Source organism: Brevibacterium sediminis, assembly GCF_013623905.1.
In the GTDB taxonomy this organism is placed as follows: Bacteria; Actinomycetota; Actinomycetes; order Actinomycetales; family Brevibacteriaceae; genus Brevibacterium; species Brevibacterium sediminis.
Genome location: NZ_JABKDD010000026.1, coordinates 1 through 26,564, shown reverse-complemented (window position 1 = coordinate 26,564; position 26,564 = coordinate 1). Strand labels below are relative to the sequence as shown.

The 26,564-nt window shown below is 64.1% G+C and carries 21 protein-coding genes; 7 read left to right on the top strand and 14 right to left on the bottom strand.

Annotated features, from left to right (window positions below):
- Nucleotides 1-400 precede the first annotated feature (400 nt).
- A complete protein-coding gene (locus HK108_RS18045; protein ID WP_181272531.1) occupies nucleotides 401-1,417 on the top strand; it encodes an epimerase in 1,017 nt (338 codons plus the stop codon).
- Between the two features lie 72 nt (nucleotides 1,418-1,489).
- On the opposite strand, the gene trhO is transcribed toward HK108_RS18045, so the two are convergent.
- Nucleotides 1,490-2,401 carry an oxygen-dependent tRNA uridine(34) hydroxylase TrhO gene (gene trhO / locus HK108_RS18040; RefSeq protein ID WP_139469925.1) on the bottom strand — a complete coding sequence of 304 codons (912 nt, stop codon included), beginning with the start codon at nucleotides 2,399-2,401 and terminating at the stop codon, nucleotides 1,490-1,492.
- 162 nt (nucleotides 2,402-2,563) lie between these two features.
- Here trhO and purL point away from each other — a divergent pair, with 162 nt between their 5' ends.
- Nucleotides 2,564-4,948, top strand: a complete 2,385-nt coding sequence (gene purL / locus HK108_RS18035; protein ID WP_139469924.1) for a phosphoribosylformylglycinamidine synthase subunit PurL — start codon at nucleotides 2,564-2,566, stop codon at nucleotides 4,946-4,948.
- A gap of 132 nt (nucleotides 4,949-5,080) precedes the next feature.
- On the opposite strand, the gene HK108_RS18030 is transcribed toward purL, so the two are convergent.
- Entirely contained in the window at nucleotides 5,081-5,422 is a 342-nt protein-coding gene (locus HK108_RS18030; RefSeq protein WP_181272530.1) for a hypothetical protein, read from the bottom strand.
- A gap of 245 nt (nucleotides 5,423-5,667) precedes the next feature.
- Between HK108_RS18030 and HK108_RS18025 the strand changes: the two genes are divergently transcribed.
- Nucleotides 5,668-6,897 carry a cobalamin-independent methionine synthase II family protein gene (locus tag HK108_RS18025; protein ID WP_181272529.1) on the top strand — a complete coding sequence of 410 codons (1,230 nt, stop codon included), beginning with the start codon at nucleotides 5,668-5,670 and terminating at the stop codon, nucleotides 6,895-6,897.
- Between the two features lie 84 nt (nucleotides 6,898-6,981).
- On the opposite strand, the gene HK108_RS18020 is transcribed toward HK108_RS18025, so the two are convergent.
- The 10 genes from HK108_RS18020 to HK108_RS17975 all read right to left on the bottom strand — a co-directional run bounded on the left by HK108_RS18020 (nucleotide 6,982) and on the right by HK108_RS17975 (nucleotide 19,692).
- The gene (locus tag HK108_RS18020; protein ID WP_181272528.1) at nucleotides 6,982-8,382 is read right to left on the bottom strand and encodes a TIGR01777 family oxidoreductase; all 1,401 of its coding nucleotides are present in this window, start codon (nucleotides 8,380-8,382) and stop codon (nucleotides 6,982-6,984) included.
- A 240-nt stretch (nucleotides 8,383-8,622) separates the two neighbouring features.
- Nucleotides 8,623-10,227: a choline-sulfatase gene (gene betC, locus HK108_RS18015; RefSeq protein WP_181272527.1), complete on the bottom strand. Its 1,605-nt coding sequence runs from the start codon at nucleotides 10,225-10,227 to the stop codon at nucleotides 8,623-8,625.
- The gene (locus tag HK108_RS18010) at nucleotides 10,224-12,269 is read right to left on the bottom strand and encodes a BCCT family transporter (protein WP_181272532.1); all 2,046 of its coding nucleotides are present in this window, start codon (nucleotides 12,267-12,269) and stop codon (nucleotides 10,224-10,226) included. Before HK108_RS18010 ends, betC begins: the two co-directional genes overlap by 4 nt.
- Before the next feature lie 587 nt (nucleotides 12,270-12,856).
- Nucleotides 12,857-13,171, bottom strand: a complete 315-nt coding sequence (locus HK108_RS18005; RefSeq protein ID WP_139469916.1) for a DMT family transporter — start codon at nucleotides 13,169-13,171, stop codon at nucleotides 12,857-12,859.
- Complete coding sequence (locus HK108_RS18000; protein WP_181272526.1) at nucleotides 13,168-13,527, bottom strand: SMR family transporter; 360 nt, start codon at nucleotides 13,525-13,527, stop codon at nucleotides 13,168-13,170. Before HK108_RS18000 ends, HK108_RS18005 begins: the two co-directional genes overlap by 4 nt.
- Nucleotides 13,524-14,123: a TetR/AcrR family transcriptional regulator gene (locus HK108_RS17995; protein ID WP_181272525.1), complete on the bottom strand. Its 600-nt coding sequence runs from the start codon at nucleotides 14,121-14,123 to the stop codon at nucleotides 13,524-13,526. Before HK108_RS17995 ends, HK108_RS18000 begins: the two co-directional genes overlap by 4 nt.
- Nucleotides 14,124-14,253: 130 nt before the next feature.
- A complete protein-coding gene (locus HK108_RS17990) occupies nucleotides 14,254-15,045 on the bottom strand; it encodes an ABC transporter ATP-binding protein (protein ID WP_181272524.1) in 792 nt (263 codons plus the stop codon).
- Nucleotides 15,046-15,050: 5 nt separating this feature from the next.
- Nucleotides 15,051-16,034: an ABC transporter permease gene (locus HK108_RS17985; protein WP_181272523.1), complete on the bottom strand. Its 984-nt coding sequence runs from the start codon at nucleotides 16,032-16,034 to the stop codon at nucleotides 15,051-15,053.
- A 145-nt stretch (nucleotides 16,035-16,179) separates the two neighbouring features.
- On the bottom strand, nucleotides 16,180-17,157 hold the full coding sequence (locus HK108_RS17980; protein ID WP_062239041.1) for an ABC transporter substrate-binding protein: 978 nt from the start codon (nucleotides 17,155-17,157) through the stop codon (nucleotides 16,180-16,182).
- A gap of 264 nt (nucleotides 17,158-17,421) precedes the next feature.
- On the bottom strand, nucleotides 17,422-19,692 hold the full coding sequence (locus HK108_RS17975) for a S9 family peptidase (RefSeq protein ID WP_181272522.1): 2,271 nt from the start codon (nucleotides 19,690-19,692) through the stop codon (nucleotides 17,422-17,424).
- A 212-nt stretch (nucleotides 19,693-19,904) separates the two neighbouring features.
- Between HK108_RS17975 and HK108_RS17970 the strand changes: the two genes are divergently transcribed.
- From HK108_RS17970 to HK108_RS17960, 3 genes are read left to right on the top strand one after another with little or no spacing between them, the layout of a single operon-like run.
- Nucleotides 19,905-20,942 (top strand): Bug family tripartite tricarboxylate transporter substrate binding protein, encoded by a 1,038-nt coding sequence (locus HK108_RS17970; protein ID WP_181272521.1) that lies wholly within the window; start codon nucleotides 19,905-19,907, stop codon nucleotides 20,940-20,942.
- A complete protein-coding gene (locus HK108_RS17965) occupies nucleotides 20,939-21,613 on the top strand; it encodes a tripartite tricarboxylate transporter TctB family protein (RefSeq protein ID WP_139906968.1) in 675 nt (224 codons plus the stop codon). Before HK108_RS17970 ends, HK108_RS17965 begins: the two co-directional genes overlap by 4 nt.
- Nucleotide 21,614: 1 nt before the next feature.
- Nucleotides 21,615-23,162: a tripartite tricarboxylate transporter permease gene (locus tag HK108_RS17960; protein WP_181272519.1), complete on the top strand. Its 1,548-nt coding sequence runs from the start codon at nucleotides 21,615-21,617 to the stop codon at nucleotides 23,160-23,162.
- A gap of 179 nt (nucleotides 23,163-23,341) precedes the next feature.
- Here HK108_RS17960 and HK108_RS17955 read toward each other — a convergent pair whose 3' ends face one another.
- Both HK108_RS17955 and HK108_RS17950 read right to left on the bottom strand, forming a co-directional pair.
- Complete coding sequence (locus HK108_RS17955) at nucleotides 23,342-24,025, bottom strand: DUF4166 domain-containing protein (RefSeq protein ID WP_181272518.1); 684 nt, start codon at nucleotides 24,023-24,025, stop codon at nucleotides 23,342-23,344.
- Between the two features lie 29 nt (nucleotides 24,026-24,054).
- Complete coding sequence (locus tag HK108_RS17950) at nucleotides 24,055-25,599, bottom strand: MFS transporter (RefSeq protein ID WP_181272517.1); 1,545 nt, start codon at nucleotides 25,597-25,599, stop codon at nucleotides 24,055-24,057.
- Between the two features lie 189 nt (nucleotides 25,600-25,788).
- Between HK108_RS17950 and HK108_RS17945 the strand changes: the two genes are divergently transcribed.
- Nucleotides 25,789-26,310 (top strand): TetR/AcrR family transcriptional regulator, encoded by a 522-nt coding sequence (locus tag HK108_RS17945; RefSeq protein WP_139469905.1) that lies wholly within the window; start codon nucleotides 25,789-25,791, stop codon nucleotides 26,308-26,310.
- Nucleotides 26,311-26,564 lie beyond the last annotated feature (254 nt).

Genomic DNA, 26,564 nt, shown 5'->3' with positions numbered 1-26,564 from the left:
GGTGAACCAATGTTTGGCCAGGTGATTGTCTTACCAGAAAATAAAAATGTTCTGGCATCACAACTTGTTCAAACAAACACGCTATTGGATTCTCAAACCACAAACACACACCCATCACCACACCACACAAAACGCAGCATGTTCACTGGGGGTATCAGTTTCATTTTGTGTCACCCACCCGGTGTCCTGAACCCTTGGACCAAACCGTGTTTGTCCTGGTCAGACCCGGTGGAAACTCTGTCTCGAAGACGGTGTTTCCGGCGGGGCAACGAGATATAACTCTAGACCACCCCAGAGCCACCGTGCAAATCCAAAACCGACTTTCTCCACGTGACACCCACCACACGGCCTCGTTGCCGCATCGACATCCCCGCCAATGCGGGGTGCTAGCGTCCTGAGTATGAGCACGTTACCCACAGACACATCGCTGACAAGCGCCCAGGCCCCGATCGCCGTCGTCGCCGGAGCATCGGGGTTCATCGGCGGAGAGCTGCTCGATGCGCTCAGCGCTTGGGGGTACGCGACGCGGACGATCGGCCGCTCCCCTGACTCCGCCGACGCCACCTGGGACCGTCCCGACCGAATCGCCGAACTCATCGACGGTGCCGACCTGCTTATCAACCTCGCCGGCCGGAGCGTCGGATGTCGGTACACGGATGCCAATCGACAGGTCATCTGGGATTCCCGAGTCGATACGACCCGCGCCCTCAATACGGCGGTGGCAGCCGCCTCGGTGCCGCCGCGTCTGTGGATCAATTCGAGCACGGCCACCATCTACCGTCACTCGATGGACCGACCGCAGACCGAGGACGACGGCGACATCGGCGAAGGGTTCTCAGTCGACATCGTCAAAGCCTGGGAGAAGGAGTTCTTCGCCGGGGGCCTGCCCGCGACCAGACGAGTCGCGCTGCGGATGGCGATCGTGCTCGGTGACGGAGCGGCGTTGAACATGTTGGCCACCGCGGCGAGATTCGGCGCGGGAGGAGCTCAGCATGAAGGGCGCTGGTTCCCGCACCGACGCTATCGCGGGATCGGCCCGGCGGCTTCCGGGCCGACCGTCTGGCGAGGACACCCGCCGACTCACGGACGACAGCGGTTCAGCTGGGTCCATATCGACGACGTGCTCCGGGCAGTCCGGTTCATCGACGAACATGAGGAGCTGAGTGGCCCGATCAACGTCTCGAACCCACAGGTCTCGGACAATCGCTCACTGATGAAAGCGCTGCGCAAGGCAGTGCGTATGCCCGTGGGGATTCCTGCACCCAGGTGGCTGCTCGAGATCGGGATGACCGTCCTGCGGCAGGAGTCAGAACTCGTGCTCAAAAGTCGGTGGGTGCTGCCGGAACGACTCGAAGCGGCCGGATTCGACTTCAGGTGGACCGACATCGAGGCGGCGACGAAGCACCTGCTGCGCTGAAGTGTCGGTACGGCACTCCCCCACCTCGGGGGAACGCCGCCCCCACCTCCGGGGAACGGCAGGATCGCACGCTCAGCCGACTGCCGCCTCGGCGGGGATTCCCTGCTCGACGCAGTCGGCGCAATAGGGCTGCAGACCCTTGTCCGTGCAATCGGCGCACCGCAGGTACTGTCTGCGGCACTCGAGGTTCGCACAGTTGACGAACTCCGGCGTCTTCCTGTCGCAGGACACGCAATGCCCGATGGATTCGACATTGTCACCGAACTCGACGTGCATGCGCTTGTCGAAGACGTACAGCGAACCGTCCCAGTAGCCGGAGCTGCCGAAGGTCTCGCCGTAGCGGACGATGCCGCCGTCGAGCTGGTAGACCTCTTCGAACCCGCGGTTCTTCATGAGCACGGACAGGACCTCGCAGCGGATTCCGCCGGTGCAGTAGGTGACGACGGGTTTGTCTTTGAGGTCGTCGTATTTGCCGGATTCGATCTCGGCGATGAAGTCACGCGTGGTGTCGGTGTCGGGAACGATCGCGTCCCGGAACTTCCCGATCTGCGCCTCCATCGCATTGCGGCCGTCGAAGAAGACGACCTCCTCGCCGCGTTCGTCGAGGAGTTTGTGCAGGGCTCCCGGTTTGAGGTGCTGACCTCCGCCTTGGACTCCGTCTTCGGTCACCGTGATCTCATCAGGAGTGCCGAAGGTGACGAGTTCGTCGCGGACCTTCACGCTCAGCCGCGGGAAGTCATCGCCTTGACCGTTCGACCATTTGATGTCCGCACCTTTGAAAGGCGCGTACGACTTCGTTGCCCGCACGTACTGCTTCACCTCGAAGATGTCCCCGCCGACAGTGGCGTTGATCCCGTCCTTCGACACGATGATCCGCCCCTTGAGCCTGAGGCTCTCGGCCAAGGTGTGCTGCCACAGCTTGACCGCTTCGGGGTCGGGCAGCGGGGTGAAGACATAGAACAGGACGATCTTGGGAGTTGCCATGGCTCCCATTCTAAGTGGGGTGCGACAGTCCGATTCCCAGCGGGGAACGGTCCCTACCCGCGCCGAGGTGGTCCGCCCGTGGACGCGCTTCGCCCCCGCGGTGAGGACACGGCTAAGATTGGCCGTGAGTGCCGTGTCGTATGAAAGGGCCCCGAAGAGGACATGACGTCTAACCTCAGCTCTGCGGATTCCACGCAGGTCGATTCCCCGCAGAATGCATCGAAGAAGGTCAAGGAGACGGTCGAGTTCGCAGCGGCGAACCCCGACGTCGAGCAGCCTTTCGCCGATCTCGGTCTCACGGCCGACGAATACGAGAAGATCAAGGCGATCCTCGGACGTCGCCCCACCTCGGCGGAATTGGCCATGTATTCGGTGATGTGGTCCGAGCACTGCTCGTACAAGTCCTCGAAGGTCCACCTGTCCAAGTTCGGCGACAAGGTCACCGAGGACATGAAGAAGCACCTGCTCGTGGGCATCGGCGAGAACGCCGGCGTCGTCGACATCGGGAACGGCTGGGCGGTGACCTTCAAGGTCGAATCGCACAACCACCCCAGCTATGTCGAACCCCACCAGGGTGCGGCCACAGGCGTCGGCGGCATCGTCCGCGACATCATCTCCATGGGTGCGCGCCCGGTCGCCGTGATGGATCAGCTGCGGTTCGGAGCCATCGACCATCCGGACACCGCCCGTGTCGTCCACGGCGTGGTCGCCGGCATCAGCAACTACGGCAATTCCCTGGGCCTGCCGAACATCGGCGGCGAGACCGTCTTCGATTCCGTCTATCAGGGAAATCCGCTGGTCAACGCCCTGGCTGTGGGTGTCATGCGACATGAGGACATCCGTCTGGCCAACGCGTCGGGACTGGGCAACAAGGTCGTGCTCTTCGGTGCGCGCACCGGTGGCGACGGCATCGGCGGTGCTTCGATCCTCGCTTCCGAGTCCTTCGACGATTCGAAGCCCTCGAAGCGCCCCGCCGTGCAGGTCGGCGACCCGTTCGCCGAGAAGGTGCTCATCGAATGCTGCCTCGAGCTCTTCCACGCCGGTGTCGTCGAAGGCATTCAGGACCTCGGCGCTGCAGGCATCTCCTGTGCGACCTCGGAACTGGCCTCCAACGGTGACGGCGGAATGCACATCGCGCTCGACGATGTGCTGCTGCGCGATGAGACCCTCACCCCTGAGGAGATCCTCATGTCGGAGTCGCAGGAGCGGATGATGGCCGTCGTCCGTCCCGACCGCCTCGACGAATTCTTGCGCATCGTCGGCAAATGGGAGGTCGAGACCTCCGTGCTCGGCGAGGTCACTGATTCCGATCGTCTCGTCATCGAATGGCACGGCGACGTCATCGTCGATGTGCCCCCGCGCTCGGTCGCCCACGACGGACCCGTCTACAACCGTCCGTTCACCGAACCGTCATGGACCGCCGAGGTGGCTGCGAACACCGTTGAGGCCGCCGGCCTGGCGAAGCCCGAGTCCGATGATGAGCTGCGGTCGACGATGCTCGAGCTCGCGGGGTCGCCGAACCTCGCCTCGAAGTCGTGGATCACCTCGCAGTACGACAAGTACGTCCAGGGCAACACTGCGTTGGCCTATCCCGATGATGCCGGTGTCGTCCGCGTCGACGAGGAGTCCGGTCTCGGCGTGGCCATCGCCACCGACGCCAACGGTCGCTACAGCTTCCTCGACCCGGCGCGCGGTGCCCAGCTGGCTCTGGCCGAGGCCTACCGCAATGTCTCGACCGCCGGTGCCATTCCGCGTGCGGTCACCGACTGCCTGAACTTCGGGTCTCCCGAGGATCCGGAGATCATGTGGCAGTTCGCGCAGGCCGTCGAAGGCCTCGCCGACGCTTGCCAGGACATGGGGATCCCGGTCACCGGCGGCAATGTGTCCCTGTACAACCAGACCGGCGGAGTGGCCATCCACCCGACTCCGGTCGTCGGTGTGCTCGGTGTCTTCGATGACGTCACCCGCGCCACTCCGAGCGGGTGGCAGGAGCCGGGCCAGACCATCTATCTGCTCGGCACCACCGAGGCGGAGCTCGACGGTTCGGCGTGGGCCGACGTCACGGCCGACCACCTCGGCGGGGTTCCTCCGCAGTACAAGCCGGCAGCGGAGAAGGAACTCGGCGAGATCCTCATCAACTGCTCGCGCGACGGCATGATCGATGCCGCGCACGATCTGTCCGAGGGCGGGCTGTCGCAGGCCCTCGTCGAATCGTCGCTGCGCTATGGCACGGGCGCCCGGATCTGGCTCGATGAGGTCTGCGAGCGTGACGGCGTCGACGTGTTCACGGCACTGTTCTCCGAGTCGACTGCGCGCGCGATCGTTGCCGTGCCGCGGTCGGAAGAGGTCCGTTTCAAGGACATGTGCACGGCACGGCGGTTCCCGTTCGTGCGCATCGGCATGACCGATGCCGGTGACGGAGCTCCTGCGCTCGAGGTCGTCGACCACTTCTCGATCGGACTCGACGAACTCGGTCAGGCCCACGAGGGTACGCTGGCTGATCGCTTCGGCGGCAGCGTCGCGGCGGTGACCGAAACCGCGGTCTGAGCCACGACCGGCGAAGACTGACGCCGAGACGGCCTCTCGGCCTCGAGATGACCAGCTGCGGTTGGTCCTTTCGAGGCCGAGGGGCCGTTTCGCTGTCGCGCTGAGTCCGGACTGCCCGGCCAGGTGTGACGGTCACGAAGGTGGGTCGGTAGGTTCCTCATCTTCGCGATTGCTGCGGCGCAACCGATCGCGCAGCGGTCCGACTATGCCCCAGGCGAGAGCGGTGAAGACGGCGACGATCGTCCAATAGATCAGCCAGAAGGAATCAGCCAAGCCCGCGATCGCGATTCCGATGACCAGTAACGCGATGGTGATCGCCGAGGGGCACCGGGAGCACCAGAGCATGACCCGAGCGAACTGTTCGGTCTGGGCAGCCGCCGCAACGGAAGTGCCGGGGATGCCCGTTTGACCGGCCTTCTGCTGGGGCGGCAGCGCCCGACTCACACCGGGTGTCTGCGGCTGTATCGAACTCATGTTTTCACTCTAGGACTAGGCGGCGGACGACAGTGTCCGCTGAAGTGGCAATGCTGACATGTGTATGGCGACGCCTGACATAGCAGCGCGGCCCATCCGCGACGTGACCGAAGATGACACCGAATGCACATGCACGACTGCGAATGTGATTGCCTGAAGAAGAACGATGCGGCTTCAGCCTTTCCGCGGCCGCCGACTCAGAAGCGCAGACGAACGACACGACGAACAAGGAAGAGGAGTCAGCCATGGCGACGATTCGCACATCCCACGCGGGATCCTTACCCCGCACCCCCGAACTCATCGAGGCCAACAAGATCAAGCAGGCACAGAACACCGCCCGTCTCGCCGGCGAATCCGTTTCGCAGGAACAGGAGCAGGAGTTCGACGAGCTGTTGGCCGCCAGTGTCACCGACCTCGTCAAGCGCCAGAAGAACCTCGGCATCTCACTGCCCAACGACGGCGAGTACGGTCACGCCATGGCCGCCGACTTCGACTACGGCGCCTGGTGGCACTATTCATTCGCCCGCACCGGCGGGCTCGAGCTCCACGATATCGACCTCTGGGAGATCCCGGCGAACCGTTCGACCCCGGGCAATATCGTGCTCACGAGCATGCCCGACCGCCGCGATCGCAACCTCTTCCCGAACGTCTACACGGATCCGAAGGCCGGCACCGACACCGGCCAGCAGCCGCAGTTCCCGAAGGCCACCGGCCCGATCAGCTACATCGGTCAGGACCAGGTCAACCGTGACATCGCGAACCTCAAAACAGGTCTGGCCGCCGCCGGCTACGACGAGCGCGCAGGCTACATCAACGCACTGTCGCCCGGTTCGGCCTCCCGCATCGCCAACGAGCACTACGCCACCGAAGAGGAGTTCATCTGGGCATGGGCCGATGTGCTCCGGGAGGAATACCTCGCCATCACCGAGGCGGGGCTGACCGTCCAGATCGACGATCCGTCCCTGGCGGAGAACTTCGACCAGATCAACCCTGAACCGTCGTTCGATGACTACCGCGCGTTCATCCAGGTCCGCATCGACGCTCTCAACCATGCGCTGCGCGGAATCGACCCGGCGCAGGTGCGCGTGCACACCTGCTGGGGTTCCTGGCACGGACCGCACGTCACCGACCTGCCGTTCATCGAGATCGTCGACCAGGTGCTTTCGATCAACGCCGCCGGCATCACGTTCGAAGCCGCGAACGTCCGCCACGAACACGAGTGGCGGATCTGGGAAGAGAAGAAGCTGCCCGAGGGCAAGTACATCATCCCGGGAATCGTCTCCCACTCGACCAACGTCGTCGAGCATCCCGAGCTCGTCGCCGAACGCATCGGCCGGTTCGCCAAGCTCGTCGGACCCGAGAACGTCGTCGCCTCCACCGACTGCGGGCTGGGCGGCCGAGTCCACCCGGACATCGCCGTCGCGAAGCTGCAGTCTCTGACCGAAGGTGCGGAGATCGCCTCGAAGCGCTTCTGACCCAGTACCGCGAAAACAGCAGTAACAGCAGAAACACCGGTCCCCTCCGTTAGGCTCACATGCCGAACGGAGGGGACCTCTGTATTACGCCCCGCCGCCGAGCTCCTCCTCGAAGCAGTCGCTCAATGTCGGGTGGGCGAACTGGTATCCGGTTTCCTGCAGCTTCTCCGGCACCACCCGCTGGTCGGCCAGAGCGAGCTCCTTCGCACCGTCACGGCCGAGCATGATCTCCGTGATGAAACCGGGCGTCGGGATCCACGCGGGTCTGCGAAGGTGAGCGGCGAGCGCCTCGGCGAATTCCGCCTGCGTGACAAGCTCCGGCGCAACAGCGTTGACCGGCCCGCGCACATAGTCATAGAGGACCGCATGCACATATGACCGCGCAACATCGTCAAGAGAGATCCACGCCAGGGCCTGCTCCCCGCTGCCCAATCGACCGCCGGCACCCGCAAGGAACAGCGGCGCCTGCAGTTTGAGCAGACCGCCCAAGGAGCTGAGCACGACTCCGGTTCGGATCGACACACGTCTGATCCCGACTTCCTCGACACCGGCCGCCGTCTCTTCCCACTTCTGGCATACCTCGGCGAGGAATCCGTCGCCGGCCGGTCCGGTTTCGTCGACCGGTTCGTCAGCTTTCGACCCGTAGTAGCCGACCGCAGAGGCACAGACGAAGACCGACGGACGCTTCGCCTCGGGCAGACCACGCATCGTTTCGACGAGCAGCCTCGTCGAGTCGATTCGAGACGACCAGATCTCATCCTTCGCGTGCTTGGTGAACCGAGTGGCGATGGATCGCCCACCGAGGTGGACCACCGCATCCGCCCACGCGAGGTCGCGTGGATTGAGGATTCCCAGGTCCGGATTCCAGTGCACCTCGTAGGGGAATTTCGGGGTTTCGCGCACCAGCAGTCGGACGAAATGACCCGCAGTGGAGAACAGGGCGGCGACCTGGCGTCCGATCATTCCGCTGCCGCCGGCGATGAGGATGTGTTTGCCCTTCTTCCGCGCCAGCAGCGGCGCGTTCGTGGATTCGAGGAAATCGATGTCCATGAGCATCCGCTTGCGGCGGGCGTCGAAGGTGGCTTCAAGGTAGTGGGTGAGGCCCCGGTCGATGACGTCGAAGCCCTGCGGAGCCATGGAGAATTCGATGTGGTCGTCGATCTTCGTCCCGCCGGCGACCGAGGTGAACTCGTGCGTGTGCTTCCACTGGCTCAGCGGCCCCTTCTTCAGCTCATCGACGAAGGAGAACCGCGACGGCCCCTCCGAATGCACCGAGCTGAACGGCCGCCGCACAAGTCCGTAGGTACCGGGAACGCTCGTCTTCACCTGCGCCACCGAGCCCGGCGCGATCGGAGGATAGCTCTCTTCGACGATCTCCTGCGCCCAGTGAGGCGAGAGGCGGGTCAGCGCTCCTGGCCGAGCATGCCAGTCGAATGTGGTCTCCGCACCGAGCGGAACTTCAGATGTCGACTCAAAGATGGTCATGGAATCCCTCCTACCTCGAATGATGCCACCGGTTTCTGAGAATGTGACCCGCAACTCACCTAAGTCCAAGTGAATTGTTCTCGCCGAGGCGACTCACCCTCTCAGCCGACCCGCAGGAGCCGTCCGGAGAGGTCCGCATTCCGCTTCCGCGGGTTAGAAGTGCGGGCGCCCTGATCGAAATCAGGACGCCCACACTTTGAACCAGCGAGTGCAGCGCGAGCCGCTGCAGAAGCCGACGAGTCAGTCGGCGGCCGGGATCTTGCCGAAGCGGAACGCCGACCAGAAGTCACCGCGCACATATCCGTGCGACGGTTCCGGGTCGAAGTCCCAGTGGCGGACTCGACCGATCTTGAGCGCATCGGCGACGAGCTGGCGGCTGCGCTGCGAAGCGAGCACATGGTCCTCGAGGTGCTCGAGGTCGTAACGGGACTCGAGCTCGGCACGCATCTTCTCCAGCCTCCTGGAGAAGGCCGGGTCCTCGGCCCGGTTGTTCAGCTCATCCGGGTCGTTGGCGAGGTCGAACAGGAGCTCCGGATCCCCCGGGCACAGCGTGAGCTTGAGATCCCCACGGACCAAAGTGACCTGCGGCTTGTACGTGCCTTCTGCGAAGTATTCGATGACGACATCGCGGTTCTCCGTCCCGAGTTCGCCGGCGGCTTCTCGCCGAGCCGTCTCCAGCAGGGACGTCCCGACCAGACCTTCCTCGATCGCCGAGGCGGGCTCAGGATCCGCACGGCGTATAGGCAGAAACTTCGCCAAGCCGGATTTCGTGTCCTCCGGCTTCGGGCCTTGGGCGATCTCCACCAGGGTCGGCGCGAGGTCGACGAGGCTGACCGGGGCCGCATACCGGCCCGGGTCGATCACCCCGGCGGGTCCGTTGATAATGAGCGGAACTCGGGAGGACTGCTCGTAGGGCGACATCTTGAACCACAGCCCCTTCTCCCCCAGCATGTCCCCGTGGTCGCTGGTGACGACGATGACGGTGTTGTCCGCCAGGTCGAGCTCTTCGAGCTTGCGCCGGATCGCCCCGACATGGTCGTCGATGTAGTTCACCGCCGCATAGTAGGCACGGCGGGCCCGCCGCACGTCCTCGATTCCCGGTTCGCGTTCGTCGAAACCGCACATCGTGCGCAGACGGTGGCTGTGCGGGTCGATGGCCGGGTCGGGAACCTCGGGGTGGGCTGGGTCCGGGATTGCCACCTCGGCGAATCGGTCCCAGTTGGCCTTCGGCGGTTCATACGGGTCGTGAGGGTGGATGAACGAGGTGACCATGAGGAACGGCTGATCGCACCCGGCAGCCTGGTTCGCGCGCTTGCGGTCGTTGAGGTGGCGCAGGGTTCTGAAGATCACCTCGTCGTCGAAGTCCTGCTGGACGTTCGCGGTCGCCGCACCGGCGGTGAACACAGGATCCGCCTCGTGGTACCACTGAAGCTTCTGCTCCAGCGGACGGTTCCAGTCGGGCACCATATCGAGATCGGCCGGGTACACGTCCGTTGTCAGGCGCTCTTCGAAACCGTGGTGCTGATCAGGGCCGATGAAGTGCATCCGCCCGATCAGCGCGGTATGGTAGCCGAGCTTGCGCAGACGGTGGGCGAACGTCGGCACGGAGGCTGCGAAGTCGTCGCCGTTGTCCAGGCAATCGATCTCCGAGGGCATCCGCCCGGTCATCATCGACGCCCGCGACGGCGAGCACAGCGGAGTATTGCAGTACGCACGGTCGAAGACGGCTCCGTCGGCAGCCAGGGCATCCATATTCGGTGTCAGCGCGGCCGCATCACCATAGGCACCCAGAGCCTGGGCAGCCATCTGATCGGCTTGGATGACGACGATGTTCGGCGTGGTCATGAGTGGTCCTCTCTGCGGTCAGAGCCGGAATCGGCTTCGGTTACTGAATCCGGGTCGGATTCACTCGCCGAGGCGGTCACGGAGTCCGCGTCGGTCGTTGCGGCTGCGTCCGCCTCGGCGGTGGAATCGTCGTCCGGGGTCCAGCCGTCGGCCCATTCGCCGGTTTCGTAGTCGAACCCGACGGGTTCGCCGTTCTCGTCCGTGCGCTGGTACCAGTCGGTGTAGTCCCCGTGCTCGGAGTCGATTCCGCCGTTCGCACCGTCACCGGGTTCGGTAGGCACGACCTGGAGGGCGAAGTCGTCACCGTAGGCATCGGCACCGGCGACCACGGCGTTGTCCACCGCGTTGAGCGCATACTGACGACGCAGCGCCAGCGGGTCCGTCCGCAGCTCCTTGAACCAGGCCACGATGATGAAGAGCATGACGAGCGCGAACGGCACTGCGGTGACGATGACGAGCTGTTGGAGTCCCTCGAGGGCGCTGGCGTCGCCGAGGAGGAGCATGACCACGGCGATGCCGGACATCACCAGACCCCAGAACACGACGACCCACTTCTTCGGCTCCTGATCACCCCGGCTGGTGAGCATGCCCATGACCACCGAGGCAGAATCCGCGGAGGTGATGAAGAAGATCGCCAGGACGATGATGACGACGAACGGCAGCCATTCGACATAGGGCAGGTTGTCGATGAGGGTGAAGAACACCTCGGGGGCTTCCATGCTGTCGGTGAAGCCCGACGCTCCGGACCGGTACATCCAGATCGAAGTTCCGCCCATGATGCCGTAGGCGACGAAGAGCAGCGTCGAGGGGATGAAGATCGTGCCGAGGATGAACTGGCGGATCGAACGGCCGCGGGAGATGCGGGCGATGAAGGTGCCGACGAACGGCGACCAGGAGATCCACCAGGCCCAGTAGTAGACGGTCCACAGGGACTGGAACTCCTGGGTCTCGGCACCCCAGGACAGGGACCGGCCCATCATGTCGAACATCGACCCGAGGTATTCCATGAACGCCGAGGGCAGCAGGTTGAGCAGGTAGAGCGTGGGTCCGAGGAACAGCACGAGCGCGACGATGCCGACGGTCAGCACGATGTTGATCGAGGACAGGTAGCGGATTCCGCGCGAGACGCCGGAGACCGCGGAGATGATGAAGCCGAGGGTGAGGACGAGGATGATGATGACGAGCATATTGTTCGTCATCGGTCCCGCGCCGGAGACGATGCTCACGCCGGTGCCGATCTGCATGGCCGCGATACCCAGCGCCGCGGCCGTACCGAAGAGAGTGGCAACGATCGCGAAGATGTCGACGAGTTTGCCGGCGAAGCCCTCGGTCTGTCGTTTGCCGAACAGCGACTGGAAGATCGAGGACAGCAGCAGCGAACGGCCGCGACGGTAGGCGGCGTAGGCGATGGCACCGCCGACGAGAGCGTACATCGCCCAGGCGTGGAAGCCCCAGTGGAAGTAGGTTTGAGCCATCGCCCCATGGAGCGCCTCGGTCGTCTCCGGATCGTTCGTCAGCGGCGGCGGTGAGATGAAGTAGGTCAGCGGCTCGGAGGGGCCGAAGAAGAGGACGCCGATGCCGATTCCCGCCGCGAAGAGCATGGCGACCCAGGAGAAGGTGGAGAATTCTGAGGTCTCCCCATCCTTGCCCAAGGGAATCTTGCCGTAGGGAGAGAACGCGAGGATGAGCAGGGAGACGAGGATGATGATCGCGACGAGGTTGAACAGCCATCCGACGTTGAGCGTGGCCCAATCGTAGGCTGTCTGAGCGACGCTGGCGACGCTGGAGGGGCTGGTGATGCCCCAGATGACGAACGCGACGGTGAGGCCGCCGGCGATGGCGAAGATGATCGTGTCCAGCGAGTACTTCCGCCGCTGTTCGTCGATGGCGATTCCGGGCACGAGGATGGGGTGGGTGTCGTGCGGGTAATGGCCGTGCGCATCTTCGAGATCGGCCTTCACCGGTCCGCGAGGGCGGCGGTAGTCGAACTGTCCGAGGTTGCGCCCGGTCTCACGTCCCACGCGTTTGGCGTCGTCCCTCATTCGGCGAGCGTCGGCCTTGATCCTCTCGCGCGGATCACGGCGGGTCGCCTCGGCGGGGGCATCGGACTGGCGATCCGGGCCCGGATCGTGTTCGTCGGTACGGGTGGGGTCATCTGTCATGGGTCGGTTCACACTCTCTCGATAGTTGCGGAAGACTGCCGAAAACGATCGGTGCCGTGCACGGAGACGAACGCATCATGGCCCGATGGCAAGAACGCACATCGGGTACGAGTGGGAAATCAGGTGATGCGACCGGTCGGCGGCCGTCGATCGGGCAGATGGTCTGCGGATCGGCGATCAGTGACTAGGGCTCTCCGCCCCACCAGCCGATGGCCACGGGTTCCCAGGAATCATTGGCAAAGCCGCAGCTCGGGCGCTCTCGATTCGGGGTCGACCATCCACAGCGTTGGTGGTCGTCGAATTCGAGAGGGGTCATGTCTTCGGACGATAACAGCTTCCTTGACGCTTCACAATAAATTCTCAGCAACGAGCAGGCGAACCGCTGGCCTGGTCGGCCGCTTATGGCCGAGTCAGCCAGACGTGGTCGGGGCAACCGGGTATGGCATGTGCGACCCGGTACGGCCGCGTCAGCCGATCTCGACGAGCATGACGCCGACGGTGATGAAGCCGATCCCGAGGAGTGCCTTCCGCGTCAGCGGGTCCTTCCAGATCACTCGCGAGAGCAGGCAGACCAATGCCACTCCGCAGGCCGCCCACAGACCATAGGCGACGCCGAGCGGCATCCCCTCAGCCAGGGTGCGGCCGAGGAAGAAGAAGGCCGCGGTGTAGCTGATCGCCACGGGGATGAACCAGATCTTGCGCTGCAGTCCGGCGCTTGCACGCAGGCACAGGGTGCCGGCGACTTCGCTGAGGATCGACAGGGCCAACCACAGCCAGCTCATTCGGTCACCTCCGCACCGACGGTCTCGGACTCTTCGGGAGTGCCGGACTCGACGAGGATGACGCCGATGATGATGAGGGCGATCCCGATGATGGCGCCGATGCTCAGGAGCTCACCGAAGAACACGACGCCGAGCACGGCGACGAGCGCGACCCCGCTGGCAGACCAGGTGGCGTAGACGGCGCCGAGCGGCATGCCCAGTCTCTGGGTGAGGCCGAGGATGAAGAAGGCTGTGGCGTAGAGGACGACGACCCCGGGGATCCAGACAGGGTCGGACACCGATGCGCGCAGCATCAGGGTGGCGGCCACCTCGGCGAGGATGGCTGCGACGAGCAGCAACAGTCGTTTCAAGTTCATTCGGTCACCTCCGTTTCGGTGTTGTCGGACGTGTTCTCGGCGGGATCGTTTGCGGTCTCAGCGGCGTCGATGAGAGCGAGGGCGTGCTCGCGCACTGCGGCAAGATCAATGGAAGGGAAGACTCCCGTCGCCTCTGACATCCACGCACCGTCGGCACAGAACCGGGCCGCGGTCAGCAGAGACACCGCCCGATCGTCGAGTCCGGTGGTGTCGAACCACGGGCCGAGGTGTTCACTCCAGGCCCGCGACAGCTTCGGGTGATAGAGCGCATCGGAGAAGATCCAGTAGTCGGCGCGGGAGACCTCAGCGGTGGTGGCCACGGTGACGTAGGCACGGTGCCGGTCGAAGCTCGTCAGGTCCTGACTCGATTGCCCGGTGTGCTCGCGCAGTCGCCGTGCCCAGTCTTCAGCGGCGTGGTCGACGAGCCCGAGCATGAGCGCTTCCTTCGACGGGAAGTGATACATCAGACCCGGCTTCGTCAGCCCAGCCTTCTGCGCGACCGACTCGAGTGAGATGGTCACACCCTGCACCGAATCATGCGACTCAGCCAGAGCCTTCGCCGCTTCGAGAATCCGCATCCGTCCATCACTTGCCATACCGCTACTTTACCAACCGGTTGGTAAAGTAGCCAAAGCGAAACAAGAGGGCGGCCCGCACCTTGCCGGTGCGAGCCGCCCCTCGTTCTCGCCTGCAGGCCGTCGATCTGGCCGCGCGCGAATTCTCAGCTCAGTTGAGCAGCGCCCGGTCGCCCAGGGTCGCTCCCTTGAGTTTCGAGAATTCGCCGAGCAGGGTCTCGACGGTCAGGTCCTTCTTCTCCTCGGCCGAGGCCTGGTAGATGATCCGTCCCTCGTGCATCATGATCAGCCGGTTGCCGAGCGCGATCGCCTGCTCCATATTGTGGGTGACCATGAGCGTGGTCAGCCCGTCGGCTTCGACGATCTTCTTCGTCAGCGCCGACACCAGAGCTGCGCGCTGCGGGTCAAGGGCGGCGGTGTGCTCATCGAGCAGCAAGATCCGCGGCTGGGTGAATCCGGCCATGAGCAGACTCAGTGCCTGCCGCTGACCGCCGGAGAGCAGCCCGACCTTCGTCTTCAGCCGGTTCTCCAGGCCGAGCTCGAGAGTGGCGAGCTCCTCCTTGAAGTGCTCGCGTCGCTCCGAGGTCGTCCCCCGCCCCAGCCCACGCGGCTTTCCGCGCTTGAGAGCGAGCGAGAGGTTCTGTTCGATCGTGAGGTCCGGACCGGTGCCGGCCATCGGGTCCTGGAAGACTCGCCCCAGGTATCTCGCCCGTTTGTATTCGGGCATCTTCGATACCTCGGCGCCGTCGATGGTGATCGAACCGGAGTCGATGGGCAGGCGGCCGGAGATGGTGTTGAGCAGCGTCGACTTTCCGGCGCCGTTGGAGCCGATGACGGTGACGAAGTCGGATTCGTCGAGCTCGAGCGAGAGCCCCTGCAGCGCCTTGCGTTCATTGACGGTTCCCGGGAAGAAGGTCTTGGAGATGTTGTCGATCTTGAGCATGGGTCTCAGATCTCCTTCCCGGGTCGAGCGCCGGTCGCACCGGCGGGGATGTCGGCGACCTCAGCGGGGTCCTTCATATCGGTCGTCCCCTCCGGCACCGAGGCGGCCGCGCGGTTTCCGCGCCCGCGAAGCGAGGGAATCCGCTTGAGGAATCCCCATCTGGGCAGCAGCAGTGCGATGACGACGAGCAGCGCGGTTGTCAGCTTCATATCGTTCGTGTCCAGGCCCGCACGCAGGGCGAGGAAGATGATGAGTCGGTAGACGACCGACCCGAGGAGTGCTCCGAGGCTGGCCATGAAGATGTTGCGGCTGCCGAACACTGCCTGGCCGAGGATGACCGAGGCGAGTCCGACGAGGATGAGGCCGATGCCCATGCTGATATCGGAGAATCCCTGGTATTGGGCGATGAGTGCACCGCAGAGGGCGACAAATCCGTTCGACAGCGCCAGGGTGAGCATCGTCGAGTTGTCTGTGTTCACCCCGAGGCTGCGGATCATCTCTTTGTTGTTGCCGGTGGCTTGGATGGCCAGACCAAGATCGGTGGTGAGGAACCAGTCGATGGCGAATTTGAGGATGAGGGCGAACACGAGCAGGATCGCAATCGATGCCCAGCCGCCCATGAGCATGTTCTCGCGCAGCGGGGTGAACACTGTGTCTTCTCGCAGGAGCGGCAGGTTCGCCTTCCCCATGATCCGGAGGTTGATCGACCACAAGCCGATCATCGTGAGGATTCCGGCGAGCAGTCCGTCGATGCCGCCCTTCGTATGGAGCAGGCCGGTGATGTAGCCGGCGATGAGTCCCGCGCCGATTGCGGCGAGAGTGGCCAGGAAGGGGTTGACCCCGGCGATGATGAGGGAGGCTGCGGTGGCGCCGCCCGTAGTGAAGCTTCCGTCGACGGTGAGGTCGGGGAAGTTGAGGACCTTGAAGGTCAGATAGACCCCGAGCGCCATCGCGCCGTAGATGAGCCCGAGCTCCAATGCTCCGAACATGGGTTTCCGTTCATTTCTGGTGTGTGGTTCGTGGTGGCCCCGAGGTCGTCGGCGGGAGCGCCGGCGGCCTCGGGGCCGGTGACGTCGGTGCGGTCGGAGAAGTCAGGACTCCACGCACCGGGTCACAGGGTGTGACTGGTGTCGGTTACTCGATGACCTTGTCGGCTTCGTCGACGAGCTTCTTCGGAATCTCGACGCCCTGGGCCTTGGCAGCCTTCGGGTTGACGACGAGTTCGAGGTTCGAGCTGGTCTCGACGGGCATCTCGGCGGGCTTCTTTCCGTCCTGGAGGATCTTCAGAGCCATTTCACCGGTCTGTTCACCGAGCTTCGTGTAGTCGATGCCGCGGGTGATCGCCGCACCGGATTCGACTTGGCCGGCTTCCGACCCGACGAGCAGAGCCTTGTTCTTCTCTGCCGCCTGGACCATCGTCGACACTGCCGAGACCACGTTGTTGTCGGTGGGCACGTAGTAGGCGTCGACCTTGCCGAGCGAGTCCACTGCCTGAGCGAGTTCGCCCGAGTTCGCGATCGTCGCTTCCTTGATCTTCACGTCGAGGCCCTTTGCGGCCTTCTTCGCGAGATCGACCTGCACCTGCGAGTTGACCTCACCGGAGCTGTAGACGATGCCGACGGTCTTCGCATCGGGCTTGACGTCCTTGACCAGCTTCAGCTGCTCTTCGACCGGGTTGAGGTCGGAGGTGCCGGTGACGTTGCCGCCGGGCTTGTCGTTGGAGTCGACGAGTCCGGCTTCTTCGGCGTCGGTGACGGCGGTGAAGAGCACGGGCTTGTCGGAGATCGCCTGAGCTGCGGCCTGGGCGGCCGGGGTAGCGACAGCCAGAACCAGGTCGAGGTCGTCGCTGGCGAACTGCTGGGCGATCGAGGTCGCATTGGCCTGTTCGCCCTGGGCGTTCTGCACATCCCATTCGACGTCGACGCCGGCGTCCTCGAAGGACTTCTTGAAGCCTTCGGTGGCGGCGTCGAGCGCCGGGTGCTGCACGAGCTGCGAGACGCCGATGGAGAACGAATCGCCTTCGCCGCCTCCGCTCTCACCGCCGCCGCAGGCCGAAACCGCAAGAATCGAACCGACTGCCACCATCGCTGTGGCTACTTTCCTGAGACGCATTCTTCTCCCTTTCGGAATTTCGGTCCGCCGGTGCGGATCCGTCACGAATTCTGCATTCGGCACCGTTTTCCCTCGCGCGCAAGGAAATGACGGCAATGCAGATGAATGATGCGCCGCCTTCACCCAGACCGTTCTGAGATCATGACGCGCATCACGTCGAATGTGATGATATCCACTGTATGGCCCGGCACTGACACCGGGTGCCGAATCCGGGTTTTGGAGACAATCGTCCCAGTATCGTTATCTGCGGCGACAGACGTCCCCTCAGGCCTCTATTTCGACATCCGATCGTCCCAGCACATCGAGGATCCACGCGTACTCGAAGGCAGTTTCCTTCCAGGTGTCATACCGCCCGGAGGCTCCGCCGTGTCCGGCAACCATTTCGGTCTTGAGCAGGGCGTTCGCACCGACTTCACGGAGTCGGGCAACCCATTTCGCGGGTTCGACGTAGAGGACTCGGGTGTCGTTGAGCGAGGTCACGGCCAAGATCTGCGGGTAGGCCGCCTCGGTGACGTTTTCGTAGGGAGAGTACGAGCGCATGTATTCGTACACTTGCGGATCATGGAGCGGGTCGCCCCACTCCTCCCATTCGATGACGGTCAGCGGCAGCTCAGGCATGAGGATCGAGGTCAGTGCGTCGACGAACGGCACGTCTGCGCTGATTCCGGCGAACAGCTCTGGCGCCATGTTCGCAATCGCGCCCATGAGCAGGCCGCCGGCCGATCCGCCGCTGGCGACGAGCCGGTCCGGGCTCGTCCACCCGGTGTCGATGAGGTGGCGGGCGACGTCGATGAAGTCGGTGAACGTGTTCTTCTTCGCCGTCGTCTTGCCCTGGTCGTACCAGTGTCGGCCCATTTCGCCGCCGCCGCGCACGTGGGCGATGGCGAAGACGACGCCGCGGTCGAGCAGGGACAGCCGGGAGACCGAGAAGTACGGGTCCATGCTCGCTTCGTAGGACCCGTATCCGTAGAGGAGCAGCGGATTCGCCGAGGCGGCGCTGCCGTTCGTCGTGTTCCCACCGCCGCCTGTGCCCGCTTTCGCCGAGGCGGGACCACCGTGGTCATCGGATCGGTCCAGGTCCTTGCGGAAGACGACCGAGATCGGGATTTCGGTGCCGTCTTCGGCCTTCGCCCACAGCAGGGTTTCGGTGTAGTCGTCGAGGTCGACCGAGCCGAGAACGGGCTGACGCTTGAGAACCGTGTCAGTGCCGTCTGCGACGCTGTGCGAATAGATCACGGCGGGTGTGGACATGGAGGTGAAATGCAGTCGGATGCTCGTCTGCTCGAACTCGGGGTTGCTGCCTACGTAGAGTGCCCCGGTCTCTCGGCCGAAGGGCAGCTCCTGCAGCGGACCGAACGGAGAGGAGGAAACCCGCACGCGGATGATGCCGACTCGCGCGAAGCCGCCGCGACGGTAGCTGAGCACGATGAAGTCGGCGAAGGCATCGACGTCCTCGATGCGCAGGTCCTCGATGCGCACTTCGTCGTTGCCGTCGGCATCGGACTCGGTGACGATGACGTCGCGGCCGGGCGAGGTTGGATCGGCAGCGGGGACGTCGACGAGGTCGAAGTCGGCGCGATCGCGATTGTGGGTGATGAGGAACCGGTCCTCACCGCCGATGACGGCGTGCTCGACGTTGTATTCGACGCCGTCGACTCGGGGCCAGATCGCTTGCGGTTCGGCTTCGAGGTCATCGACGCCGATGCTCCAGTATCCGGTGGTCGTCTTCGATCCGGTGACGACGAACATCATTCGACCTGAACGTGAGAAGCCCGATCCGACGAAGAAGCGCTCATCGGGTTCGTGGAAGATGCAGACGTCGTCGCTGCTGTCGGTGCCGACGAGGTGGCGCCATACCTTCTCCGGTCGCCAGGCGTCGTCGACGGTGGTGTAGAAGACGAAGCGGCCGCTCGGATCGAGGGAGGCTCCGGCGAAGGTGCCGTCGATCGTGTCGGCGAGGTCGTCTCCCGTCGCCAGGTCGCGAAGTCGGAGGGTATAGCGTTCGTCGCCGGTGGTGTCGACGCCGTAGAGAAGCCGACTGCCGTCATCGGAGAGTGAGAAGGAACCGAGGGAGAAGAACTCCTGACCCTCTGCGGCGATGTTCGAGTCGAAGACGACTTCCTCTCCGGGCAGAGGCTCTTCGCCGACCTCCGGCGGGGTCCAGTCATCAGGTCCGGAGATGGGGATTCGGACGCTGATGCCGTAGTCGAGTCCGGCCTTCGTGCGGGAGAAGTACCAATAGTTCCCGCGCCGGTTGGGCACCGACATATCGGTCTCTTTGATGCGCGTCTTGATCTCGGTGAAGATCGAGTCCCGCAGTCCTTCAAGGTGGGCGGTCTGTGCGGTCGTCCATTCGTTCTCTGCGTCGAGGTGGGCGATGACCTCGGGGGATTCCTTCTCTCGCATCCACTCGTAGTCGTCGATGAAGGTGTGGCCGTGGTGGGTGCGCTCGAAGGGGACCTTCTTCGCCACCGGCGCAGATGTCGGGGTCGCGGTCGTCGAGGAGGCGGTGTCGCTGCCGGAAGTTTCGCTCATGACGCCAGCCTAGTGGCAGACTCAGGAACACCCGCACCTCATCACCGCCCCTCCCCTCACCAGCGACTGCTCTCTTCGACACCATCCTTTGAGCAGAATGCACTCAACGCGCTCAATGAGCAGAACGCGCAGAGTGAGCACAACCTCGCAGTCGGCACTCAGGAACCTCTAAGGTGAGTCTCACATCACACCTGCCTTCAAAGGAGAAGTCCGTGCCAAAGGCGCCACCTCCCGGGGATTCCGTGTCGGAATCCACTCATCCCTCGCGACGAACCTTCGGTCGCATCGCCTATGGGGCGATCGCCTTGGCGGCGATCGGAACGGCGACGACCTACTCGGTCAAGGCCGCCTCGGCGAAGGGTGACCTGTCATCGAATCTCACCCTCATCGCTCCGGCCGGCGCCGGCGGCGGCTGGGACGGATTCGCCCGCGAGACCCAACAGGCCATGCGCGTCGACCGGCTCGCCAACAATGCCCAGGTCGTCAACATCCCGGGCGCCGGCGGCACCATCGGCCTCGGCAAATTCTCGACCATGCACGGCCAGTCGGACACGATCCTGGCCACCGGCACCGCCATGGTCGGCGGAATCGCGCTGAATAAGTCGCCGGTCGGATTCGACAACACAACTCTGCTCGCCCGCGTGGCCGAGGACTATGACGTCCTCATCGCCGCCGCGGATTCCCCGCACAATACGATCGACGACGTCATCGGCGCGTGGAAGAAGGACCCGAAAGGGTTCGTGTGGACGGGCGGTTCGGCCGGCTCGGTCGACCACCTGACCATCGCTCAGTTGGCGCTGCTCGGCAAGATCCCCGCCTCTGACATCACCTACATCCCGAAGTCCGGCGGCGGTGAAGCCATCCAGACTCTGCTCTCGGGCACCACCGACTTCGCCTCGTGCGGCTTCAACGAGGTCTCCGATCAGATCGAGGCCGGACGCGTCAAAGCCATCGGCGTGGCCGCGCCCAAACGCATCGAGGGCTTCGACGACGTGCCGACCATGTCCGAACAGGGATACGAGGTGACGCTGACGAACTGGCGCGGCTGGCTCGGAGCACCGGACATCAACGGTGACGACTCTGCTCAGCTGCTCGAGATCCTGCAGAAGACTCGTGACAGTGCGGCCTGGAAGGACGCCCTCGATCGGAACAAGTGGACAGACGTATGGCAGACCGGCGAGGAGTTCGCCGAATTCGTCGAAGAAGACACCTCCCGAGTGGAGAAGCTGCTGAAGGAGTTGGGACTGTGAGCGCACAGACGACATCGCGCACGGACAGGACGGGCCACCTCGGCGCGGGCACCTGGTGGCAGGGACGGTCGGGCCTCATCGTCCCCCTCATCATGGGAGCATTCTCGACCTACCTGCTCATCGGCATCCTCACTATGGACGTCGCCCCGGACGCGGACAAACCGGGTCCGCAGTTCTTCCCGACGATCATCATGCTCGTTGGATACGCGCTGACGATCCTGCTGGTCATCGCCTATATCCGCAATCCGGAACCCGTCGACGTCGACGACGAGCTGCCGGCCGCGGCCGAGGAGGACAAGGCGTTCTCGACTCCGGTGACCTCAGCTGTTGCGGCCTCGCGGCTCTCCCCTCATGAGGAAGACGAGCCGGAAGAAGACCGTCAGGCTCTCGCTGCGGCTCGCAAGGCCGATGCGAAGCACCGCACGCACAGCGACTTCGTGTCCCTGGCCTGGGGTGCGGGCGGCTTCGCGGCCTTCGCGCTCATCCTCGAATTCGCCGGGTGGATCATCGCCGCCGCTCTGCTGTTCTGGTGCGTGGCCCGGTCGATGGGTTCGAAGAAGCCGCTGTTCGATCTCACTCTGGCACTGACGTTCTCGTCCCTGGTCTATATCGCCTTCTCGGTGATGCTGGGGCTCAACCTTCCTTCGGGAATTCTGGGAGGTGGCTTCTGATATGGACGCTCTCATGTCCCTCTTCGAAGGGTTCACACACGCTCTGACGCCGATGAACCTGCTGTGGGTCCTCGTCGGCTGCTTCCTCGGCACCGCTGTCGGCGTGCTGCCGGGCCTGGGCTCATCGATGGCCGTGGCCCTGCTGCTGCCGATGACCTTTGCGCTGGACCCCACGGGTGCGTTCATCATGTTCGCCGGCGTCTACTTCGGCGGGCTCTTCGGCGACTCGACGATGGCCATCCTCATGAACACCCCTGGGCAGGCCTCGGCGATCGCCTCGACGTTCGAAGGCCACAAGATGGCCAAGGCCGGGCGGGCCCCGCAGGCTTTGGCGACGGCCGCGATCGGTGCGTTCATCGGCGGGTTCATCTCCTGCTGCCTCGTCGTCTTCGTCGCTCCCGCTCTGGCGGAGCTGTCAACAAGCTTCGGCCCGGCCGAGTTCTTCGCCCTTGCCCTGTTTGCCTTCGTCGCCACCTCCTCGGTGGTGGCCGATTCGGTGCTCAAGGGGCTCACGGCCCTGGTGCTGGGCATCGGCTTCACTGTCATCGGCATCGACTCGGTCTCGGGTACCGAGCGGTTCACCCTCGGCGTGCCCGAGCTCTTCGACGGAGTCTCCCTCGTCACGGTGACCGTGGGTGTGCTGGCGCTGGGCGAAGTGTTCTTCATCGCCTCTCGCATCCGCCGTCAGACCAAGGACAATACGATCAACGCCTCTGGTCGGCCTTTCCTCTCCCGCAAGGAAGTCGGCGAAGCTCTGCCGGCGTGGCTGCGTGGAACCGCGATCGGCCTGCCTTTCGGCGTCATTCCTGTCGGCGGTGCCGATGTTCCGACGTTCATGGCCTACGGCCTGGAGCGCAAGCTCGATTCCCGTCGGAAGGATCCGCAGTTCGGCAAGGGCGCGATCCGTGGTCTTGCCGCCCCCGAGGCGGCCGGATCGGCGACGACGGGCATCGCCATGGGTGCCCTGTTGGCTTTGGGTCTGCCGATCTCGGCAACGGCGGCGATCATGCTCGCGGCCTTCCGCCAGTACGGCATCCAGCCCGGTCCGCTGCTCTTCGACCGCTCCCCCGAGCTCGTGTGGGGTCTGCTGGCGAGCTTCTTCGTCGCGATGATCGTGCTGCTCATCATCAACCTGCCGTTCGCTCCTCTGTGGGCGAAGCTGCTGAAGATCCCGGACCCGTACCTCTACGGCGGCATCGCGGTCTTCTGCGGACTTGGCATCTATGCGACGTCCGCCTCGACGTTCGAGCTGCTCATACTGCTGGGCATCGGGGTGCTGAGCTTCGTGCTCAAACGCTATGGTGTGCCGTTGGCGCCGCTGATGATCGGCATGGTGCTCGGTCCCCTGGCCGAGTCGAACCTGCGCGACTCTCTGCTGGCTTCCGGCGGTGATGCGTCGACTCTGGTGTCCTCGCCGATCACGATCGTCATCTACGTCGTGCTCATCGCCGCTCTTGTCTACACCGGCATCGGCCGAGTGCTGGCTCGCAAGCGGCAGAAGCAGACGGCGCAGGAGGTGCTCTCCCCGGCGAACTCGTCGCAGAGCTGATCCCGGCCGTCGTTCAAGGCCTAGCGCAGCGCCCAGCCGTCGTTCAAGGCGAAGCGCGGTTCGCCAGCCAACTAACCGCCGTTCAAGGCCAAGCGCGGATATCGAGACGTCTACGTCCCGATATCCGCGCTTCTGCTTGATCGAGGGCATTTACGACCGTCGCCGACTGCCCGAATCGCTCAATTGCCCCTCGTCGAACGCAGGTATTCGCTCACGATGCGGTAGGTGAAAGTGCCGGAGTACTCGTAGACACGTCCGATCAGCGGCAGGTCGACGTAGAGCTCGACTCTCTGCCGGTCGAGGGTGTCGTCGAATCGCTCACTCAATTCGATGACCGGTCGCAGCACTAACGGCATGGGCAGCCGCAACCCACCTGCCCGTAGCGCGATTCGGCGGCTGCGCAGTCGCAATCCCCCATTGACCACGTCAACAGCAAACTCCGCCTCGACGACGGACGGCTTCCCCAGCACGTCGACGACTCCGCCCTGAGAGTCGCACGGAACTTCTCCACCTACCTCGGATCGGGATCCGCGCGGGACGAACGACACCGCATCGACCATCGACCAATCGCCGTCGTCGAATTTCATAGTCCGCGTCGCCGTCTGCTCACCGTCTTCCGTTCGGTTCTCTACGCGAAAAGGAACCTCGCGGTGCAGACCCGGCACGATCACACCGCACCGTTTCGCAATGGCGAGGACGGGCCACAGCCACCGCCGTTGGGTGCCGAACGATTCGAAGACACCTTCACCGACACCCACCGCGCCGGGAGGGATCACCGCGAAGTATCGCCTGAGGACTGGGTGGAGTTCGGCGGTCCGGGACCCGAGCGCCCGTTCGTACGGGGATCGGGTCTCAGCGCTCATGCCTGTGAGTGTAGGGCATCCGCTTTGGATCAGCGGTCCGCTTTGGCACCGGTGGCAGCTCCCGGCAGGAGTCGCCCGGCGCCCTTGAGACCGAAGCTCGTGAGCACGGCGGCGATGAGGACGAGGACGACGGCCGCACCGGCGGCCCACTGTACGCCGAAGTCGAAGGCTGACACGGCCGCCTCGGTGATTCGCTCACCGGCTGCACCACTCAGCCCGGAAGCGTATTCGAGTGCGGAGCCGAGCGTGTCGAACTGTGCTCTGTCCGCTTTGTCCCCGATCGCCGACTGCAGCGCGGATCCGTACATGAAGGTCGAGAGTCCGCCGAGGACGGTCGTGCCCATGACGGACCCGAATTCGTACGCGGTTTCCGATATCGCCGAAGCAGCTCCGGCCTTGTGAGCGGGGACCGCGGCGAGGATGAGGTCGTTCGTGATGACCTCGGCGGTGCCGAGTCCGATGCCGAGGATGAGGAAGGCTAGCAGCATTCCCATCACGGAGTGTTCGGAGGTGAAGGCGATGATGCCCATGCCGACCGCGTTGAGCGCGAGCGCGCAGGGCACGACGACGCGCGGTTCGAAGCGGGCGATGAGCGGCACTGCCAGATAGCCGGCCGCAACCGAGGTGATGAGTCCCGGGATAAGCACAAGGGCCGCGTCGATCGGTGAGAGTCCGAGCACGAGCTGGAGCAGCTGGGTGCCGAAGTAGAGGAACCCCGCCAGTCCCATGATGCTCAACAGGTTCGACACCACCGCCGAGGTGAACACGGAGTTCGCGAACAGACGGACGTCGAGCATCGGGTTCGGAGTCGCGAGCTGGCGGAGGACGAAGCTGGCTCCGGCGACGATAGCCACGGACAGGCTGAGCCAGAAGAGGAAGTCGGCGCCAGACTCCATGCTGTGTTTGATGGCAAAGACGAGCGGGGCCAGAGCAAGCATCGACAGAATGATGGAAAACGGGTCGAAGCGGCCGGGGTTCGGGTCGCGCGATTCGGGCAGCAGAATTGCAGCTGCGGGAATGAAGAGCGCGATGAGCGGCAGGTTGATGAAGAAGACGGAGCTCCAGTGGAAGTGCTCGAGCAGGAAGCCGCCGACGATGGGCCCGAGTGCGGCACCACCGGAGAACATCGCGGCCCAGGTGGCGATCGCGATGCGACGGTCTTTGTCATGGGCGAAGATGTTGCGGATGAGCGACAGTGTCGATGGCATGAGGGTAGCGCCGAAAATGCCGAGCAGGGCGCGGGCGAGGATGAGCATCTCGGCGGAGGTGGAGAACGCCGCGAGCAGTGAGGCCGCACCGAAGCCGACGGACCCGATGATGAGCAGCTTGCGACGTCCGACCCGATCACCGAGGCTGCCCATGGCCACCAGCAGACCGGCGAGCATGAGCGCGTAGATATCGACGATCCACAGCAGCTGGGTGCCCGTCGGGTGCAGGCCGGTGCTGATGGCAGGGATCGCGAAGCCGAGGACCGTGTTGTCGATCGAGATCAGCAGCACGGGGATCATGAGCACCGCGAGTCCGGCCCATTCGCGCCGGCCGGCACGCAGCTGTGGAGTCAGTGTCGTCGTCATGGCATCAACTGTACCGTCTGGACGGTACAGCTGAAAAGCGGTTGGCGTGCTGCAACCGAGATGCTCAGGTACTGCGCAGATACAGGCCCGGCCGCGCGAGAAATCCGAGCGGTCTCATGCATGCCCAGCTGGCAGAACACCAGGCACACGTCCGTCTCGTAAGTACAGCCATGGACTAGGCTCGTGGCTATGGCACGCAATCCGACCGCAACCAAGGAGAAGCTGCTCGACGCTTTCGATACGCTCCTCGACGAACACGGCACAGCCGGAGCGACTCTGGACGCAGTAGCTGCGAAGGCCGGAGTCTCCAAAGGCGGTCTGCTCTATCATTTCGGGTCGAAGGCCGAGCTCATCAAGGGCAGCCTGGAACGCCTCGACCAGCTGGTCGCCGAAGACGTCGAGGAGATGAAGGCCGCCGGCGCGCGCCTCCACTATTACTACCTCGAGACCTCCGCCGAGGTCGGTACTCCCCTGGACCGCAGCCTCATCGCCGCCGGCTGCCTCGCTCTCGAGAACGAGGACGCCAAGGCGGCTCTGCGTCGCACACGTGAAGCGTGGTTCGACGCTCTCAACAACCACCTCGGCGATGCTGATCTGGCGATGACGATTCAGCTCATCGGCGACGGAATGTATTTCAATCAGAACTTCGGGCTGTCACAGGATGAGGCCCTCGATCATGTGAAGCGAGTGCTCACGCGTTTGGGGCTTTAAGACACCTACGCGCCTGGGCGGCTTGGGCGCCTGGGCCCCTAGAGCAACTTCTCCTACGATCTGCGCGCCTCCCCCGGCAGATGCACTTCCCTACTAGATGCCTTGGGTGGGCGAAATGGTCACGTCCCGAGCAGGCGGTTTCTAAGTTCTAGTGCAACACCCGGTCTGACCAGCACTATCAGACCGGGTGTTTCCACTGAACGAAGGAACACCCCCAATGACCTCGCAACCCAGACGTCCACGATTGCCCTTCG

Coding starts and splice junctions, on each gene's coding strand:
- HK108_RS18045 (WP_181272531.1), top strand. CDS start 401: ATGAGCACGTTACCCACAGACACATCGCTGACAAGCGCCCAGGCCCCG.
- trhO (WP_139469925.1), bottom strand. CDS start 2,401: ATGGCAACTCCCAAGATCGTCCTGTTCTATGTCTTCACCCCGCTGCCC.
- purL (WP_139469924.1), top strand. CDS start 2,564: ATGACGTCTAACCTCAGCTCTGCGGATTCCACGCAGGTCGATTCCCCG.
- HK108_RS18030 (WP_181272530.1), bottom strand. CDS start 5,422: ATGAGTTCGATACAGCCGCAGACACCCGGTGTGAGTCGGGCGCTGCCG.
- HK108_RS18025 (WP_181272529.1), top strand. CDS start 5,668: ATGGCGACGATTCGCACATCCCACGCGGGATCCTTACCCCGCACCCCC.
- HK108_RS18020 (WP_181272528.1), bottom strand. CDS start 8,382: ATGACCATCTTTGAGTCGACATCTGAAGTTCCGCTCGGTGCGGAGACC.
- betC (WP_181272527.1), bottom strand. CDS start 10,227: ATGACCACGCCGAACATCGTCGTCATCCAAGCCGATCAGATGGCTGCC.
- HK108_RS18010 (WP_181272532.1), bottom strand. CDS start 12,269: ATGAGGGACGACGCCAAACGCGTGGGACGTGAGACCGGGCGCAACCTC.
- HK108_RS18005 (WP_139469916.1), bottom strand. CDS start 13,171: ATGAGCTGGCTGTGGTTGGCCCTGTCGATCCTCAGCGAAGTCGCCGGC.
- HK108_RS18000 (WP_181272526.1), bottom strand. CDS start 13,527: ATGAACTTGAAACGACTGTTGCTGCTCGTCGCAGCCATCCTCGCCGAG.
- HK108_RS17995 (WP_181272525.1), bottom strand. CDS start 14,123: ATGGCAAGTGATGGACGGATGCGGATTCTCGAAGCGGCGAAGGCTCTG.
- HK108_RS17990 (WP_181272524.1), bottom strand. CDS start 15,045: ATGCTCAAGATCGACAACATCTCCAAGACCTTCTTCCCGGGAACCGTC.
- HK108_RS17985 (WP_181272523.1), bottom strand. CDS start 16,034: ATGTTCGGAGCATTGGAGCTCGGGCTCATCTACGGCGCGATGGCGCTC.
- HK108_RS17980 (WP_062239041.1), bottom strand. CDS start 17,157: ATGCGTCTCAGGAAAGTAGCCACAGCGATGGTGGCAGTCGGTTCGATT.
- HK108_RS17975 (WP_181272522.1), bottom strand. CDS start 19,692: ATGAGCGAAACTTCCGGCAGCGACACCGCCTCCTCGACGACCGCGACC.
- HK108_RS17960 (WP_181272519.1), top strand. CDS start 21,615: ATGGACGCTCTCATGTCCCTCTTCGAAGGGTTCACACACGCTCTGACG.
- HK108_RS17955 (WP_181272518.1), bottom strand. CDS start 24,025: ATGAGCGCTGAGACCCGATCCCCGTACGAACGGGCGCTCGGGTCCCGG.
- HK108_RS17950 (WP_181272517.1), bottom strand. CDS start 25,599: ATGACGACGACACTGACTCCACAGCTGCGTGCCGGCCGGCGCGAATGG.
- HK108_RS17945 (WP_139469905.1), top strand. CDS start 25,789: ATGGCACGCAATCCGACCGCAACCAAGGAGAAGCTGCTCGACGCTTTC.